Origin of the sequence: Enterococcus sp. AZ104, assembly GCF_050546705.1 — a bacterium.
Lineage (GTDB): Bacteria > Bacillota > Bacilli > Lactobacillales > Enterococcaceae > Enterococcus > Enterococcus faecalis.
This window is the reverse complement of record NZ_CP172952.1, coordinates 2,249,132-2,265,594: the sequence shown is the minus strand read 5'-3', so window position 1 is coordinate 2,265,594 and position 16,463 is coordinate 2,249,132. Positions and strand designations below refer to the sequence as shown.

Annotated in this window: 14 protein-coding genes and 1 tRNA gene; 11 read left to right on the top strand and 4 right to left on the bottom strand. The window is 36.3% G+C overall.

The window, feature by feature from the left end; translation table 11 throughout:
• Positions 1–49: 49 nt before the first annotated feature.
• The gene (locus IGJ37_RS10790) at positions 50–769 is read left to right on the top strand and encodes a YebC/PmpR family DNA-binding transcriptional regulator (RefSeq protein WP_002356305.1); all 720 of its coding nucleotides are present in this window, start codon (positions 50–52) and stop codon (positions 767–769) included.
• 233 nt (positions 770–1,002) lie between these two features.
• Positions 1,003–1,833, top strand: a complete 831-nt coding sequence (locus IGJ37_RS10785; RefSeq protein WP_252671536.1) for a DUF6287 domain-containing protein — start codon at positions 1,003–1,005, stop codon at positions 1,831–1,833.
• 278 nt (positions 1,834–2,111) lie between these two features.
• Here the strand turns inward: IGJ37_RS10785 and IGJ37_RS10780 are convergent, their stop codons facing one another.
• Together IGJ37_RS10780 and IGJ37_RS10775 are read right to left on the bottom strand one after the other, a co-directional pair.
• Positions 2,112–3,056: an endo-beta-N-acetylglucosaminidase gene (locus tag IGJ37_RS10780; RefSeq protein WP_002382461.1), complete on the bottom strand. Its 945-nt coding sequence runs from the start codon at positions 3,054–3,056 to the stop codon at positions 2,112–2,114.
• 157 nt (positions 3,057–3,213) lie between these two features.
• On the bottom strand, positions 3,214–3,795 hold the full coding sequence (locus IGJ37_RS10775) for a YdcF family protein (RefSeq protein WP_002359392.1): 582 nt from the start codon (positions 3,793–3,795) through the stop codon (positions 3,214–3,216).
• A 121-nt stretch (positions 3,796–3,916) separates the two neighbouring features.
• Between IGJ37_RS10775 and IGJ37_RS10770 the strand changes: the two genes are divergently transcribed.
• From IGJ37_RS10770 to IGJ37_RS10730, 9 genes are all read left to right on the top strand, one after another.
• Entirely contained in the window at positions 3,917–4,780 is an 864-nt protein-coding gene (locus IGJ37_RS10770; RefSeq protein ID WP_002381386.1) for an aminoglycoside 6-adenylyltransferase, read from the top strand.
• Positions 4,781–4,926: 146 nt separating this feature from the next.
• Complete coding sequence (locus IGJ37_RS10765) at positions 4,927–6,372, top strand: L,D-transpeptidase family protein (protein WP_002370561.1); 1,446 nt, start codon at positions 4,927–4,929, stop codon at positions 6,370–6,372.
• A gap of 164 nt (positions 6,373–6,536) precedes the next feature.
• Complete coding sequence (locus tag IGJ37_RS10760) at positions 6,537–6,716, top strand: 2-hydroxymuconate tautomerase (protein ID WP_002356318.1); 180 nt, start codon at positions 6,537–6,539, stop codon at positions 6,714–6,716.
• 396 nt (positions 6,717–7,112) lie between these two features.
• The gene (gene thrS, locus IGJ37_RS10755; RefSeq protein ID WP_325815114.1) at positions 7,113–9,050 is read left to right on the top strand and encodes a threonine--tRNA ligase; all 1,938 of its coding nucleotides are present in this window, start codon (positions 7,113–7,115) and stop codon (positions 9,048–9,050) included.
• A 164-nt stretch (positions 9,051–9,214) separates the two neighbouring features.
• Positions 9,215–11,350, top strand: a complete 2,136-nt coding sequence (locus tag IGJ37_RS10750; RefSeq protein ID WP_002362471.1) for a peptidoglycan D,D-transpeptidase FtsI family protein — start codon at positions 9,215–9,217, stop codon at positions 11,348–11,350.
• 125 nt (positions 11,351–11,475) lie between these two features.
• A complete protein-coding gene (gene rpmG, locus IGJ37_RS10745; RefSeq protein WP_002356321.1) occupies positions 11,476–11,625 on the top strand; it encodes a 50S ribosomal protein L33 in 150 nt (49 codons plus the stop codon).
• A gap of 95 nt (positions 11,626–11,720) precedes the next feature.
• Positions 11,721–11,810 (top strand) — tRNA-Ser (locus IGJ37_RS10740).
• Between the two features lie 89 nt (positions 11,811–11,899).
• On the top strand, positions 11,900–12,151 hold the full coding sequence (locus IGJ37_RS10735) for a hypothetical protein (protein WP_002398678.1): 252 nt from the start codon (positions 11,900–11,902) through the stop codon (positions 12,149–12,151).
• Between the two features lie 255 nt (positions 12,152–12,406).
• Positions 12,407–13,471 carry an FUSC family protein gene (locus IGJ37_RS10730; protein ID WP_002356323.1) on the top strand — a complete coding sequence of 355 codons (1,065 nt, stop codon included), beginning with the start codon at positions 12,407–12,409 and terminating at the stop codon, positions 13,469–13,471.
• 259 nt (positions 13,472–13,730) lie between these two features.
• On the opposite strand, the gene IGJ37_RS10725 is transcribed toward IGJ37_RS10730, so the two are convergent.
• Both IGJ37_RS10725 and IGJ37_RS10720 read right to left on the bottom strand, forming a co-directional pair.
• Entirely contained in the window at positions 13,731–14,864 is a 1,134-nt protein-coding gene (locus IGJ37_RS10725; RefSeq protein WP_252671537.1) for a DUF4950 domain-containing protein, read from the bottom strand.
• Positions 14,816–16,381, bottom strand: coding sequence for a hypothetical protein (locus IGJ37_RS10720; protein ID WP_252671538.1), 1,566 nt, complete (start codon positions 16,379–16,381; stop codon positions 14,816–14,818). Before IGJ37_RS10720 ends, IGJ37_RS10725 begins: the two co-directional genes overlap by 49 nt.
• Positions 16,382–16,463: the final 82 nt, after the last annotated feature.

Below are 16,463 nucleotides of genomic sequence, written 5' to 3'. Positions count from 1 at the left end.
AACAAGGGATAAGATACTAACAACAAATCAGAGAAAGCGAAGTGAGAATATGGGCCGTAAATGGGCAAATATTAAAGAGAAAAAAGCTGCCAAAGACGCAAACAATAGCCGTGTTTATGCAAAATTCGGGATTGAAATTTACGTAGCAGCGAAGTCAGGAGACCCTGATCCTCATGCAAACCAAAAATTACGGTTTGTAATCGAACGCGCCAAAACATACAATGTACCAAAACATATTATTGATCGTGCTATTGAAAAAGCAAAAGGTTCAGCAGATGAACAATATTCTGAATTACGCTATGAAGGATTTGGGCCAAATGGTTCAATGGTCATTGTTGATGCTTTAACAAACAACGTGAACCGAACAGCAGCAGATGTGCGGGCCGCATTTGGTAAAAACGGCGGAAATATGGGTGTCAGCGGTGCTGTTTCCTACATGTTTGATAATACAGGTATCATTGGCTTTGCTGGTGACGATGCGGATGAAATTTTAGAATACTTAATGGAAAAAGACATTGATGTTCGCGATGTTGTTGAAGAAGACGGTCAAATTATCGTTTACACAGAACCAGAAGATTTCCACCATGCACAAGAAGCGTTAAAAGAAAAAGGCATTGAAGAATTCACGGTTACTGAGTTAGAAATGGTTCCACAAAACGAAGTAACATTAGAAGGCGACGATTTAGCGAACTTTGAAAAAATGTTAGACGTTTTAGAAGATTTAGAAGATGTTCAAAAAGTTCATCATAATGTAGATTTACCTGAATAATCCATTTGTTCGTTTGTTTTAAGATTTAGAAATGAGCCATCGGTCATTTTGACTGATGGCTCACTTTTTTTCATATAATACATAGAAAAAAGAAAGTTGATTGATAAGTCCATGTGACACAAAGCATTCAATGACAGGTTCAATTTTTGTCTGTTCCATAAATATTTGTCTAAACAGTTGAATTAATAGTACAATAGTCTAGTAAGATAGATCATTGAACGGGGTGAATAGGCGTGAAAAAGGGAATGTTAGCGTTTTTTGTCGGGCTAGCGGTTTTATCATTAACTGCTTGTCGGGAACCAAAAGAAAAGAAAGTGACCGCTTCAACGGAGGCATCCTCTAAAGTTGAAGAGACGAATGAAAAAACCAGTGAAACAATTGATAAGACAAACGAACAAGCGAGCAGCAGTGTCGAGTCTAACGAATCAGTGAAAAATGAAGAGCCGACAGCTGATGGAAACAATAGTCAGCTAACTGTAGCTGATTTAGATACTACAGCGATTAATGCTGGCGATTTTACTACTTTAGTTGGAACATGGAAAAATGGTAAAGGAGAGAGTTTGATCATTCATCCTGATGGTAGTACAAATACCGGAGGAATGATTACGAAGGATTCACCTACTGATGAGTCGCGACCAATTACAAGCTTAAGTATTAGGTGGGGGCCTACTGGTGCTGCGTTATTATTATATAAAATTGGTGTTGAAAATCCTAACGGCGACCAATCGGATAAGACGAAACCGCGATTGTTAATTACTCAAGATAGTGGAAATTATCCTGCGGAAGAGTATTACTATCGTTCTTCTGAAGAGGAAATTCAAGACCAAAATGAAGAGGCAAAAATCATCGAGAACCAAGAACAAGCAGAGGCATGTATCAGAAGTACATTGACTGATGCAGAAAATGATGATACGAACCTTGGATTTTTTGGTATGAATGGAAATGACTTCTTTTTTAGAGCCCAATCGAAACAGATGGCTGCAAATGGAGGGACTGGGACTGTTGGTTTTTTCAGAGTATCGCCACAAGGAGCAGTCAGAATAACGGATGCACAAGGCAACTAAAGATAGTCTCGTGGCAATCTATTTAATTCCTATAAAAGTAGCAAAATAAGAATGAAATGATCACAAAATCTTCACATTTAGTTTGTAAGATATAAGCATATCAACAAACAACCTTAACAACACAAAACACTTTTTCATTTTTAACTCCTTTCCCGTCCTTACCCAAAGGGCGGGTCTTTTTTTGTGTAAAACTATTCGCTCAAGATACCAAAAAGCCAGCTTGTAGTAAGCTGGCTTTTAACTCTTTACATGTTGGCGCTTGTAGACACGAGATAATATTAAGGTGTTGGAACAGTTGGTGAATAGTTCGTTTTTCGACCATAAAGTTCTTGTGTCGCCGCCGAGATATACGCAGATGAATCTTTTCCTGGGAGGTTATACATTAGATAAATACCATATTGCTCCGCTTTTGTACGTTTAGCATATTGCGCAGCTAGATTTTGATTGACACCAACTTCAACGGCAGAAGCACCTAAACGAGAAGCAGGCATCCCCGCAATTTGTGGCGGATTCCAGGTACTATAATAAGGGTTCCAAGCATAATCAATTAAAGAACTCATTTGAGGATTAGCAGAAGAGTTCGCAGCCGCTGGTCCAATATTATAAAAAGTAATTAATTTATCATTGCCTAAGCGATTTCTTAAGGCTTGAAGTAACCAAATGAACGAAGAATTATTTGGTTGAGGCGTTCCATTTTTTCCGTATTCAGCATACTCATCATCAAAATCAATACCATCTAAATGATACGTATTAACGACTTGTTCTAATTGAGCTGCAAAGGCATCCGCACTTTCGTAAGTTGGGAAGTTAGCAAAGCCAGCGCCTTCATGGTTGCCTAAAATAGACAATAGGACTTTAGTGCCGCGTGCTTGAACTGGACGAATTTGTGTTTCAGCTTCGTTTAAAGTTTGTTGGACCCGTTCATTTAGATATAAGTAAGGTTTTTTATTGACCGTATCATAATTAATATTGGCTGCAAAAATAATCCCCATATCAAAAGCAGGTTGATTGGTTCCAGCTAAAGTATATTTTCCCACATTGTTAAAATCGTGGTTGTTTACTTCTACATACATGACTGTTTTAGGTGTAACAGTTGATGCTGCTTGTACTTCAAATGCAGGTAGTGCAAACAGTAACCCACCGACTAAAAGGATCAAACTTAAAAAAGTTGAAATAATCCCTGTTTTCTTGTTAAAAAAATGAGTGCTCAATTGATGCCCCATAACTTTCTCCTCCTATAAAATAAATATTATTTGTAAGCGCTAACAAAGATATGTTATCATTTTTATAATTTAAACACAAGAAGAAGAGAACAAAAGTGAGCAAATCCACAGAATATAAAAGCGTCCTTCGCAAAATGGTCTTGCGAAGGACGCTCTTTTACCAATCAAAGAGTAAGGCATAGCCTAAAGAAAGCAGCTCTCGACCAAAATTTTTGATATCTTTTGGAAAAGAAGAAGCCGCAGTGATGCCTGAAACATTTGAGATGCCTGCTCGCTTGGCTAAAAGTTGCGAGCGGTACATGTGAAAGTCACTAGTAACAATCACTAGCCGTTTAAAAGAAAGGAGTTTTTGTGAATTGACAATATTTTCTTTGGTGCGTGTGGCACGATTTTCTAAGAGAATCTGTTTTTCTGGAACACCTTTATTTAGCAAGTATTGTTTCATAACCGCGGCTTCCGTAGCCGGCTCATCTGCTCCTTGCCCTCCGCTAACAATAACGGGTGTCTCGGGGTGTTGTTTAATATAGGGGATAGCCACATCTAACCGAGCTTGCAAAACACGGCTGGGCAGTGCGGTTTCTTTAGACGTCCCTAAAACACGGGCCCCTAAAATTAAAATAGCATCTGGTTTATCGGTGGGTTGCGTATTTTTGCCAGTAAAAATAAGTAGACCTAAAATCAAAAGAATACAAAAGCCAAAACTGACAATGGATAAACTTGTTATTTTTAACCAATGCATGAAACATCCCTCCTTGTAATGTTAGTGTATACGAAGTACCATAGAAAAAGCGATAGAAAACAAAAGACTTATAAAAAAATCTATGTTTTAATAGAAACTTTTGAAGAGAGGGAGCGAATGCATGCGTACAGAAGAAGAAATGTTTCAACTTATTATGGATGTAGCAAAACAAGAAGAACACATTCGAGCTGTGGGAATGGTGGGGTCTCGCACGAATGTGAAAGCGCCAAAAGATAGTTTTCAAGATTTCGACATTGTTTATATTGTAGAACCATGTGCTGAGTTTTTTGAAACAGCAACGTGGATAGCAAAATTTGGACAACCATTAATTATGCAACGTCCCAAGGAAATGACCTTATTTCCCACAGAACCGAAGACGCGGGAAACATTTTTAATGTTATTTGAAGATGGCCAACGTATCGATTTAACGTTGTGTCCTCTCGCAGAAAAAGATAATTGGCATGAAGGCGATTCTTTAGCAATTATCTTGTTAGACAAAGATGAAAATTTGCCGCCTTTACCTGTAGCATCTGATAAAAATTATACAGTAACAGTTCCGGATCAGCAGCAATTTAACGATTGTTGCAATGAATTTTGGTGGGTTAGTACGTATGTAGTTAAGGGGCTTTGTCGGAATGAACTATTTTACGCTGTCACACATCTCTATGAATATTGTCAGCAGGAACTGTTGCGCTTGCTTTCTTGGCAAGCGGCTTGGCAGGAACCGGAGCCAATTTCTGTTGGGAAACAATTTAAGTATCTGAAAAATTATGTCACTCCTGACACGATGGATCAATTAGCATCGTTGCTGGATTTTTCTAGTAAAGAAGCTTGTTGGAACAGCTTAATAAAGACACAAGCCTTTTTTGACGTCGTCGCTCAGGATTTTGCTAAAATGGCCCAGTTTACGTATCATTTACAAGAAGCAAAAAAAGTCACAGAGTATACAAATTCTTTAAGATTAAAGGATTTACAAGGAAAATAAGCTGAAAACAACATAAAAATAGTGTATAATTGAAAAAATTAATCTGCGAGAGAAAGGGAACCTTTTTTGATTGTAGATCACCGCAGTTGTTTGTTGCCTAGTCTCTAAGAAATAAACCTAAAATTATTGATATAAAGGATGAACAAATGAAAAAAGAAGAAATGCAAATGCGTAATACACGTCGTCAAAAATCAGGAAAAAATAATAAAAAGAAAGTAATTATTACTTCTTTGGTTGGACTAGCTCTGGTTGCTGGGGGCAGTTATGTTTATTTTCAAAGTCACTTTTTACCAACCACAAAAGTAAATGGAGTTTCTGTAGGCTGGTTAAATGTAAATGCTGCAGAAGAAAAATTAGCGCAAGTTAATCAAACCGAAGAAGTTGTGGTTCAAACGGGGACAAAAGAAGAAAAAATTCAACTTCCTAAAAAATACCAATTGGATCAAAAATTTTTAAAAGACCATTTACACAGTAGCAAGGTGAAGCTACCGTTAAACGAGGCATTCAAAAAAGAACTAGAAGCCAAATTAGCAACTTTGAGTTTTCCAGAGGGGAAACCAAGCAAAAATGCGAGTATCCGTCGAGGCAATGGCACTTTTGAAATTGTTCCCGAAGAACAAGGCACAGTAGTGGACACACAGCGCTTAAACCAGCAGATTATTGCGGATGTTGAAGCGGGAAAAGGCAACTATCAATATAATGCCAAAGATTTTTATAAAGCCCCTGAAATTACAAAAGAGGATCAAACGTTAAAGGCAACATTGACAACGCTCAATAACAAGTTAAATAAAACAATTACAGTTGATATTAATGGTGAAAAAGTAGCCTTTGATAAAACACAAATTCAAAACGTGCTGAATGATGATGGCACAATCAACAAAGAAAAACTAACTACTTGGGTGACACAATTAGAAACAACATATGGTTCTGCTAATCAACCAGTTTTATTTACAGATGTTCACGGCACGACACGTCGTTTTAAAAACAACGGAAGTTATGGCTGGTCGATTGATGGGGCCAAAACGCAAGAACTACTAGTAAACGCGCTGAATAGCCAAGAACAAACGAATGCAATCACTGCTCCGTTGGTTGGTGATACCAAAGAAAATAGTAAAATTGCCAATAATTACATTGAAATTGATTTAAAAGATCAAAAAATGTATTGTTTCATTGATGGCAAAAAAATAGTCACCACAGATGTCATTACTGGCAGATATAACAAAGGAACCGCAACAGTACCAGGATTCCATACAATTTTATATCGGACAACCGATGTGAATTTAGAAGGTCAAATGCTTGATGGTTCTCGATACAGTGTGCCAGTAAAATATTGGATGCCGTTATTAAGTCAAGGGGGCGTTGTCACACAAATCGGGATTCATGACTCCGACCATAAATTGGATAAGTATGGCGATAAAGAAGCCTTTAAAACCGATGCTGGTAGTAATGGCTGTATCAATACGCCAGGAACAGAAGTTTCAAAAATCTTTGATGTATCCTATGACGGAATGCCGGTAATTATTTATGGACATATCTATGATGATGCACCAGGTGAATTTGATAAACCTGTAGATTACGGCGAAGAAGTATAAAAAGAGATATTAGGCAAGACCGTACTTTGGTCCAGCTGTGTATCTGAAAAGTAAAAATTGGAGACGTCAGCGTAACGACTGACGTCCCCAATTTTTTATTGACAAGCGTCATAACCCGCTCTATGATACAAACAGAACAAGCAATTTAAATTGGGGGAACGAAGATGCCATTTGTACATGTAGAATTAATTGAAGGCCGCACAGAAGAACAGTTAACTAATATGGTCAAAGATATTACAGAAGCTGTGTCAAAAAACGCTGGTGCACCAAAAGAGAATATCCATGTGATTGTCAATGAATTGAAAAAAGACCGCTATGCACAAGGCGGCGAATGGAAAAAATAAGTTTTCAGAGAATTTCTGTTGAATCACTTGCTTTTTCTGAAAATAAGTGGTTAAATAAGTGCATAAATGATTGATGAGAAAGACAACTGAACTTGCCCGCGATCTATTAGAGAGGAAAATCTTGGCTGAAAATTTTCCAGATTGGCACAAGGGATGACCACTTTCGAAACCTTTGTTGAAACAAAGGCGGTCGCACCGTTAACACGCTAGAGGAACACAGATTATTTGTGTTCAAAATTAGGTGGAACCACGATATTTTCGTCCTAGTATTCGTTAGAATACTAGGACTTTTTGTTTTTTAACAAGGGGAACAGGTGGCTGTTTCGTTTCATTGTGAAAAACAGGAACACAATGAAACGCTTCAAATCAAAAAAATTAAAAGGAGAGAATTTTATTATGTCTATTCACATTACTTTTCCAGATGGCGCTGTTAAACCGTTTGATTCTGGAATTACAACATTTGATGTTGCTAAAAGTATTAGCAACAGTTTAGCCAAAAAAGCTTTAGCTGGTAAATTCAATGGTGTTTTAATCGATTTAGATCGTCCTATTGTAGAAGATGGTTCGCTTGAAATCGTGACACCTGATCATGAAGATGCTTTAGGAATTTTACGTCACTCGGCAGCTCATTTAATGGCTAATGCCTTACGCCGTCTTTTCCCTAACATTAAATTTGGCGTAGGTCCTGCGATTGATTCTGGGTTCTACTATGATACAGATAATGGGGAATCCCCTGTGACAGCGGAAGATTTACCTGCAATTGAAGCCGAAATGATGAAAATTGTGAAGGAAAATAACACAATCGTTCGTAAAGAAATCTCACGTGCAGAAGCGTTAGAATTATTTGCTGATGATCCTTACAAAGTTGAATTAATTACAGATTTGCCAGAAGATGAAATCATCACTGTCTATGATCAAGGCGATTTTGTTGATTTATGTCGTGGTGTTCACGTCCCTTCAACAGGACGGATTCAAGTCTTTAAATTACTTTCAGTAGCTGGTGCTTATTGGCGCGGAAACTCTGACAATCATATGATGCAACGGATTTACGGCACTGCCTTTTTCGATAAAAAAGATTTAAAAGAGTTTATCAAAATGCGCGAGGAAGCCAAAGAACGTGACCACCGTAAATTAGGAAAAGAATTAGATTTATTTATGGTTTCACAAGAAGTTGGTTCAGGGTTACCTTTCTGGTTACCAAAAGGCGCAACCATTCGTCGTACAATTGAACGTTATATTGTGGACAAAGAAATTAGCTTAGGTTACCAACATGTGTATACACCAATTATGGCAGATGTGGAATTATACAAAACATCTGGTCACTGGGATCATTACCATGAAGATATGTTCCCACCAATGGATATGGGCGATGGCGAAATGCTGGTATTACGTCCAATGAACTGTCCACACCATATGATGGTTTATAAAAATGACATTCATAGTTACCGCGAATTGCCAATTCGAATCGCTGAATTAGGGATGATGCACCGCTATGAAAAATCTGGCGCATTATCAGGGTTACAACGTGTTCGTGAAATGACTTTAAACGATGGACATACTTTTGTTCGTCCTGACCAAATTAAAGACGAATTTAAACGTACTTTGGAGTTAATGGTGGCAGTCTATGCTGACTTTAACATTACGGATTATCGTTTCCGCTTAAGCTATCGTGATCCAAATAATACAGACAAATATTTTGATGATGATGCGATGTGGGAAAAAGCGCAAGCGATGTTAAAAGCTGCCATGGATGAATTAGAATTAGATTACTTTGAAGCAGAAGGCGAAGCTGCCTTTTACGGTCCGAAGTTAGATGTTCAAGTAAAAACAGCTTTAGGAATGGAAGAAACATTATCAACCATCCAATTAGACTTCTTATTACCAGAACGTTTTGACTTAACTTATGTTGGCGAAGATGGTGAAAATACACATCGCCCAGTTGTTATCCACCGTGGTATTGTCTCAACAATGGAACGATTTGTGGCTTACTTAACAGAAGTTTACAAAGGCGCTTTCCCTACTTGGTTAGCACCAATTCAAGCAACTATTATCCCAGTTTCTGTAGAAGCGCATTCTGAGTATGCTTATGAAATCAAAGAACGTTTACAAGCACAAGGCTTACGTGTTGAAGTCGATGATCGTAACGAAAAAATGGGCTACAAAATTCGGGCCTCTCAAACACAAAAAGTACCTTATCAATTAGTGGTCGGGGACAAAGAAATGGAAGACGCAACGGTGAACGTCCGTCGTTATGGAAGCAAAGAAACGTCTGTCGAAGATTTATCAATTTTCATTGACAGCATGGCTGCTGAAGTTCACAATTACAGCCGTTAAAAAAAGAGAAAAAGTCAAAAGGACTTCTGAATTCAGAAGTCCTTTTGACTTTTTTCAACAACAAAATAATTAAATATTTCCTTAGAGCTGGGAATAATCCTGATTTTTTGACTATTTTTTGTTACAATGAGAATGCGAAACTTTTTAGTGAAGGGACTAGAGGTATGAAGAAAAACTCATTTATAGATAAAATAAAAAAAACAGATGCCGCAGCAAAGAGTCAACGAGGTAGAAAGCCACATATTCCTTTTCGATTGAACTTATTATTTTTTGTGATATTCACTTTATTTGTTTCATTAATTGTCCGTTTAGGATATTTACAGATTGTAGAAGGAGAAGAGTTTAATAAAAAAATCACTGCCAATTCTTCACTACAAATCACGACACCATCCCCTCGAGGACAAATTTATGATTCACAAGGAAAAGTCTTGGTTTCTAACAAAGCCAATTTAGCAATCACTTACACACGAGGAAAAAATATTGAAGGAAAAGATATTTTACCGATTGCGAATAAAGTTAACGAACTTATTAACGTTCCAGTTGATCCAAACTTAACGGATCGTGATAAAAAAGATTATTGGTTAGCGAATCCTGAAAATTTAAAAGCAGCCCAAGGCCGTTTAACCGATCAAGATAAAGAAGATGAAAAAGGCAACAAAATTACGGACGAAGGCACATTATATGCCAAAGCAGTTGAAAAAGTCACCCCTGAAGAAATTGCATTTGATGACCGAACCTTACAAGCAGTGACGATTTTTAAACGAATGAATGCAGCGTCACAAATGAACACGGTCTTCATCAAGAATGAAGGGGTAACAGAAGGTGAAATTGCGACAATTGGTGAACACACAGCGGAAATATCTGGTGTTTCAACAGGGACTGATTGGACGCGTGATTATTCTCAAAGTGGCGCATTACGTAGCCTGTTGGGCACCGTTTCAACTGAAAAACAAGGATTGCCAGCCGAAGAAGTCGATGAATATTTGAAAAAAGGCTATGCACGAAATGACCGTGTCGGGACTAGCTATTTAGAAAAACAATATGAAGACGTACTACAAGGTAAAAAAGCAAAATCAGAAGTCGTTTTAGACAATAACGGAAAGATTGTTTCACAAACCCCAATTTCCAAAGGGGAAAAAGGCTCCAACTTAAAATTAACGATTGATTCAAATTTCCAAAACAAAGTTGATGAAATTTTACAACGAAACTATTCACAAATAGTCAAAACCATTGGACCATACTCAGAAAATGCATATGTCGTTGCTATGAACCCTCAAACAGGTGCTATTTTAGCGATGTCCGGATTTCATCATGATTTAGCAACTGGAGAAGTCACACCTAATCCTTTAGCACCTATTTTGAATTCTGAAGTTCCTGGATCAGTTGTGAAAGCAGGTACTTTAACAGCTGGTTATGAAACAGGCGTCATTAAAGGCAATGACGTTTTAACAGATGAAGCTATTTTACTAGCAGGTAGTAATCCAAAAGCTTCTTGGTGGAATGCTTCTGGCGGAACAACCATGCAATTAACTGCGGAGCAAGCGTTAGAATATTCTTCGAATGCTTATATGATGAAATTAGTCTTTAAAATGATGGGTGTGAATTATTATCCCAATATGATTTTCCCTTATGAAGTAGGAGATGACACTGTCTTTAAAGAATTAAGAAAAGCTTTTGCAGAATATGGTATGGGAACGAAAACTGGAATTGATATACCAGGAGAAACAACAGGAATTCAAAACAAGGACTTTAAGGATTCGTCTTCTGCGCCACAAGGTGGTAATCTTCTTGACCTATCTTTTGGGCAATATGATACCTATAGCGCGTTACAATTAGCACAGTACGTTTCCACTGTCGCAAATAATGGTATCCGCGTGCAACCCCATGTGGTAGAAGGAATCTATGGCAATGATGAAAATGGAGCTTTAGGAAAAATTTTAAAAGAAATTGAACCAAAAGTTTTGAATAAGGTGAATATTTCTGAAGACCAGATAGGAATTCTTCAACAAGGTTTCTATAATGTAGTAAATGGAACTAGTCCTTTTACAACTGCACGTGGTTTAAAATCAGACAAGTTTTCGATTGCTGCTAAAACAGGGACCGCCGAAACGCAAGCAACAGATGCTAATGGAGTAAACCATACAACGGTTAATAGTAACTTGGTGGCTTATGCGCCGTACGAAAATCCTGAAATTGCAATTAGCGTTGTTTTACCACACTTAAATGATGAATCTTCCAAACCAAATCAAACGATTGCCAAAGAAGTTTTAGAAGCGTATATGGAAATGTACAAAAAATAAAATTTGTAAAGTAGAACTACTTTACAAATTTGCCCAAAAGGGTAGTCAAATGACAAAAAAAATGGTATGATATTCAAGTCTAAGAAATCTCTTGGAAAGATCAATTATTAGTAGGAGGGGAAAACATGCGCGTAAACATCACTTTAGAGTGTACTTCTTGTAAAGAACGTAACTACTTAACAAATAAAAATAAACGTAACAATCCTGATCGTTTAGAAAAACAAAAATATTGCCCACGTGAAAGAAAAGTTACTTTACACCGTGAAACTAAATAATTTATTTAGATAGAGCCTAGAATCCTTGTTGTGTAAAGGTCTAGGCTTTTTATCTTTTGATTCATTACATGTTCATTTGTAGATGGAATGTAGAGGGAGGATTACCCAAGTTTGGCTGAAGGGGACGGTCTCGAAAACCGTTAGGCGAGTAACATCGTGCAAGGGTTCGAATCCCTTATCCTCCGTACTGAGAAGCAGTTGAGTTATTAGTTGCAAATAAAACGACAGAGACGTACACTTAAAGTAGAAAAATACTTAAGAAGAGGTGTCTATTATGTCAAACTATGAAGAAAAAGAAGCGCAAGCATTAGTAAAAATTGCCGACGTTTTGAACAAATTGGATGCAAGTTTAGAAGAGTTGAGCTCGCTAGATGAGGATACAAAAAAACATAGTATGAAGAAATGGATTGTTGAAAAAAAAGCCATTCATGAGATTAAAAAAATTGCACACGAAGCTGGTAAGTATGACAAGTATGATGAAAAAGAATTAGAAAAAGAAATGGATCTGTTGGAAAAGTTTATGTAAAAAAGCGCTAGCTTTTGTTCAACAGTTATTTAATTTTGAGTCTAGAATTAATCGTTTTGATTTTTTCTAGGCTTATTTTTTATGAAGTAAGCAAATCGTATCGGGAGAGGTATTGAATTAAGAAATAAAGCATGTATTGATTCAGAAAAAAAGTTGTAGTAAAATGTTCGTCACAACTACTTTTCTTCTGATTTCATAGAAGGAAAAGTTGGAATAATGAATTGAGAAGAGTCGATTTTTAGGAGATGATTTTAGGTGACTTTTTATCAATTATTGCAGTTAGATCCATTTATTTTAAAACAAAAAATTCATCAAGCGGATACTAAAAAACAGCGGAGATATTTTTGGCGCGCCTTGTTAATAAGGGATATCTTATTAGTTTCGTTTGCGATTTTATGGGTGTCGACGATTACTTTTTTCTTTGGAAAAGCTGTAGCGCCTTTTTCAATTGTATTATTTTGTTTGCTGTTGAGTATCCGTTTCGTCTCATATGGCTACAGGGAAAAACAGGCCTTGCTTAGTTTAGGAATCGTGTTAACAATTCTAGGTGTTAGTCCATTAATTTCACTGATTTCTGTATCATTTTTACAATTGGGCCTTCATTTTATCTGCTTGCTGGCATTGTTTTTCTTAACTGGTAAAAACCCTAAAATGGGTAATCCTGGCTTGTATACGTTCTCCTACTTATATTTAGTTGGCACGGTTCACTATCAATCGTTTCAGCAATTAGAACAAACTTTCTTTGTATTAGTGTTTGCTTATCTACTTTTAGCTTTTGTTTATCATGTGAAACATAAAAAATTGGATCAAGAGATTACTTTTATACAGATGGTTACAGAAAATGGTTTTTTTAATCAAAGAAATATTTGGTTTGGTTATTACGCTTTAGGCATTAGCTTATTACTTTTTATAGGAACGCACCTTCAGATTGACCGCTTTATGTGGGCAACATTTGCTAGTTCGTCATTATTTTCTGGGTATGATACGTTTAAATTGTCTGAACGAGCAAAAGAACGAATAATAGGGGTCGTTATTGGTTCTCTAGTATCGGCTATCTTGTTATTTTATATACCAACGAACCTACTTGGTATTTTAGGAGGACTTTGTTTAGGCTTATGCACATCTTATAAAAGTAAAACGATTTTTAATTGTGTTGGTGCTATCATGGCAGCCTCTATGATATTTGGGCTAGAAACAAGTCTTTACTTAAGAATTTTGTTAAATATGTTGGGACTAGCTTACGGTTTGCTTTATCATTTTGTCTTTGTAAAAACTATGTCCTATTGCAATCGTAAGGAGTGGCTGAAATTGTCTGAATAAAAGGAGCCTAACATTCTTTCAAGAAAGAATGTTAGGCTCCTTAGACATTTTTGTTTATATTCCATATTATCAAATTATATGCATGCTGTTAATCAATGCCCAACTGCTATATCAAATGTCGCAATTTTTGCTGAGCCAGTAGGTACAAGGTCTAGTTCCACTTCGTCAAACCTATTGCCATCAACTGGTATTCCAAAGTAAATGGTAGATGGTCCAGTTCTACTTTTATAGACTATTATCTATTAGTATACCTAAATTTCTATTTAATTCGTAATGACTGACCAGGATAAAAAACAGAAGTTTCAATGCTTGGATTTAATGCTAATAATTCTTCTAAGGTTAAACCATTTCTTTCGGCTAACTGTCGCCCACCTTCACCACTTCGTACCGTATCGTATATAGGTTGGTCTGATTTAGAATTTTGTATTTGTTCACGAGAATCAGAGTTTTGTGGTGGTTGCTGTTCAGATTGTTCAAAAACTTGTTGAGTTTGATTATTTCTTTCAATTAATTGTTCCAACGTAATATTACCTAGATAAGTGTATATTTGTCCATTAACAGTTAAAGTACCATCATTATTTTTCGTTACTGTTCGGGGCGTATTATTCAAAAGAAACGTCATTATTTGATTACCATTCTCATCCACAGAAAAACTTACATTTTGAAGAGGAACATTCGATTGAGTTATGCTAGTGAGTGTTCCGTCAGCATTTATAAAAAATAAGTTATCACTTTGAGGAATACCCCAACCGCCTATAAAATCAGCTAAGCTAACTTGTGGTAGCGGTTCTTTAGTAGTAGATGAAGAGGTAGATTGGTTTGTTTCAGATGAGACGTTTTGATAATTAGAGCTGGTTTCTTCCGTTTTATCTTTTTGAGTGGAAGAATCAATACTTTTCTTTGTGTAAGGTTTCAAAACTAGTTTTGTTTGGTTATCAGAATTGTTTGTCTTAGTAGGAGTGAAAAGTAGATTTTGCTTTTCTTTTTTTATCTTGTAAGCTACTTCTTTTCCTTCATTTTCCCAACGAATTTGATTGTTTTTTAGATGGTATTTGACTTTGTATTCTATTTTATTTGCAATTTGTTTACCTAATTCTTCGCCTGCTTTTTCCAAATCATTTTTTGCAGTTGATGTGTGTTCATCTGTATTGATTTTGAAAGTAGCGGTATCTTCGCTGAATGATACAATCATTACTACTTCATCAACGTTGGAGTTTACGGCCCACTCGTTTGCCATTAGCTCTTTTGTGGTCACTTTATTTCTGCAAGAAGTAAGGGTCAGTAAGGATAAAAAAACAATCAACCCCAGTAAACTTTTTTTCATTTTTAACTCAATCCTCTTTTCTATTTTACTGTTTTTTTGTATCTTCGAATCTCTCTCAACCCCAGCCAACCACTCGCTGATAACAAGTACCAAAACGGCATAAACTGGATTAAATAGCGAGAGCGGCCGCCTTCAAAGAGCAATAAATACAGAATAGCTCCAATGAAAGCTAATTTTAAAATCGTGTAGTTATTTTTTGAATCTTTTAGAGGGATACTGAACAATAGACCTAGTAATGTGAGTAAATAGAAAAAATGCATATAAATTCGTAGATAGTTACTTTTTTGATTTTGCGGATAATACAGTGACCGCAAGTGTTCTTGCCAACGATTTTTAGAAGGTGTTTCTGGGATTAAATCACCGCCATCCCAACCCCAGTCAAAATCACCATTGGCAGTATTATGACGATTTTTTTGAGCCAGAAAACGGAGATAACCAAAGAATCCTTTATTTTTTAAACGGTCTTGAATCATTTTTATGGTATAAGCTTTTTTGGCTTCTTGTGTAGGCAACTGATTTACTGCTTGTGTATCTGCATCATTGTAACCGCCAGTTCCAGTCAAACCCATCATTACAAAAAGTGTCCAAGGTTTGGCTTGTTCTTTATCGATTTCCGTAATCGTTTGTTTTTCCACAAAAAATTGAAAACTATAATATGCGCTGGCGAAACCAGTCAGTAAAAAGAGAGCAACCACGGTTAATTTTACGATAGACTGTTTGTTCCGATTTACTAAAAGAAGTTGCAGCACTTTGATACAACTAAATGCAATAAAAAAGATAATAGACGAAGGTTTCATTAAAAAACACCAAGCTAGGCCAATCCCAATAAACAGTAATAAACAATATTTTACGAAGGGAGGGGAAACTTGGTCAAAAAGGCTATATGCAAAAAAGACTAGGTTGATGAACAATAAGACGGCCGTATCTGTATAAGGCGTGAGTAACCATGGAGACAATCCGAAAGAAAGAAAAAATAAACTATAAGCAACGAAGGCCGTTAATGGATTGAAGACACGTTTAGAGGCATGATAAAAGAGAAATAAACTGCTATTAATAAACAAGCAATTAACCACTTGCCAACTAAACCAAGTGTTGCTCCAGCTCCCTGTTACATCAATGAAACGCAAAAATTTATTCAGGTAATACATCATGAAAAAGAAAAATTCGTTATTGGGGTTTAAAGAAAGTACGATTTTTGAATAATCCCTATTTTCAGTGGTAATACTATGAAAGTTGTCAAAAACATCCCAGCCAATCGGCACAGTAATCTGCGTCAGGAGTAAAAGTTGTAGTAAAAATAAACTGACCAAACTACCAATAATAACCACACGATCATGGGTTTTTATTAAGTGCCAGAGCGCTTGAATCTTAGTGTAAAGAAATTTTTTGTTTTTATAAATAATCAACAATAGAATAATTAATAGAGGAAGTAAAACAAGCAAGTGCTTAGGCTTTTCCCAAAGAATTTTTACCAGCGAATAGGGAGAGTTAATTGCGCCGTAAAAGACAAATAAAATAAAAAAAGTAAAAATATAATTTTCTAGATTCAGAATCCGTTTAAAAGTAGCCATATTTTCTCCTTCCATTTTTTTAGCTAGACTAGTTCTTATTTTATCATAAAGATTTTAAAATAAGAAAAAAGCCCTTCTTTTAAAAGAAAGGCTTAAA

Bases quoted from the DNA above. Each gene is read 5' to 3' on its own strand.
- IGJ37_RS10765 (WP_002370561.1), top strand. From the start codon at position 4,927: ATGAAAAAAGAAGAAATGCAAATGCGTAATACACGTCGTCAAAAATCA.
- IGJ37_RS10790 (WP_002356305.1), top strand. From the start codon at position 50: ATGGGCCGTAAATGGGCAAATATTAAAGAGAAAAAAGCTGCCAAAGAC.
- IGJ37_RS10780 (WP_002382461.1), bottom strand. From the start codon at position 3,056: ATGGGGCATCAATTGAGCACTCATTTTTTTAACAAGAAAACAGGGATT.
- IGJ37_RS10735 (WP_002398678.1), top strand. From the start codon at position 11,900: ATGTCAAACTATGAAGAAAAAGAAGCGCAAGCATTAGTAAAAATTGCC.
- IGJ37_RS10760 (WP_002356318.1), top strand. From the start codon at position 6,537: ATGCCATTTGTACATGTAGAATTAATTGAAGGCCGCACAGAAGAACAG.
- IGJ37_RS10770 (WP_002381386.1), top strand. From the start codon at position 3,917: ATGCGTACAGAAGAAGAAATGTTTCAACTTATTATGGATGTAGCAAAA.
- IGJ37_RS10750 (WP_002362471.1), top strand. From the start codon at position 9,215: ATGAAGAAAAACTCATTTATAGATAAAATAAAAAAAACAGATGCCGCA.
- IGJ37_RS10775 (WP_002359392.1), bottom strand. From the start codon at position 3,795: ATGCATTGGTTAAAAATAACAAGTTTATCCATTGTCAGTTTTGGCTTT.
- rpmG (WP_002356321.1), top strand. From the start codon at position 11,476: ATGCGCGTAAACATCACTTTAGAGTGTACTTCTTGTAAAGAACGTAAC.
- thrS (WP_325815114.1), top strand. From the start codon at position 7,113: ATGTCTATTCACATTACTTTTCCAGATGGCGCTGTTAAACCGTTTGAT.
- IGJ37_RS10720 (WP_252671538.1), bottom strand. From the start codon at position 16,381: ATGGAAGGAGAAAATATGGCTACTTTTAAACGGATTCTGAATCTAGAA.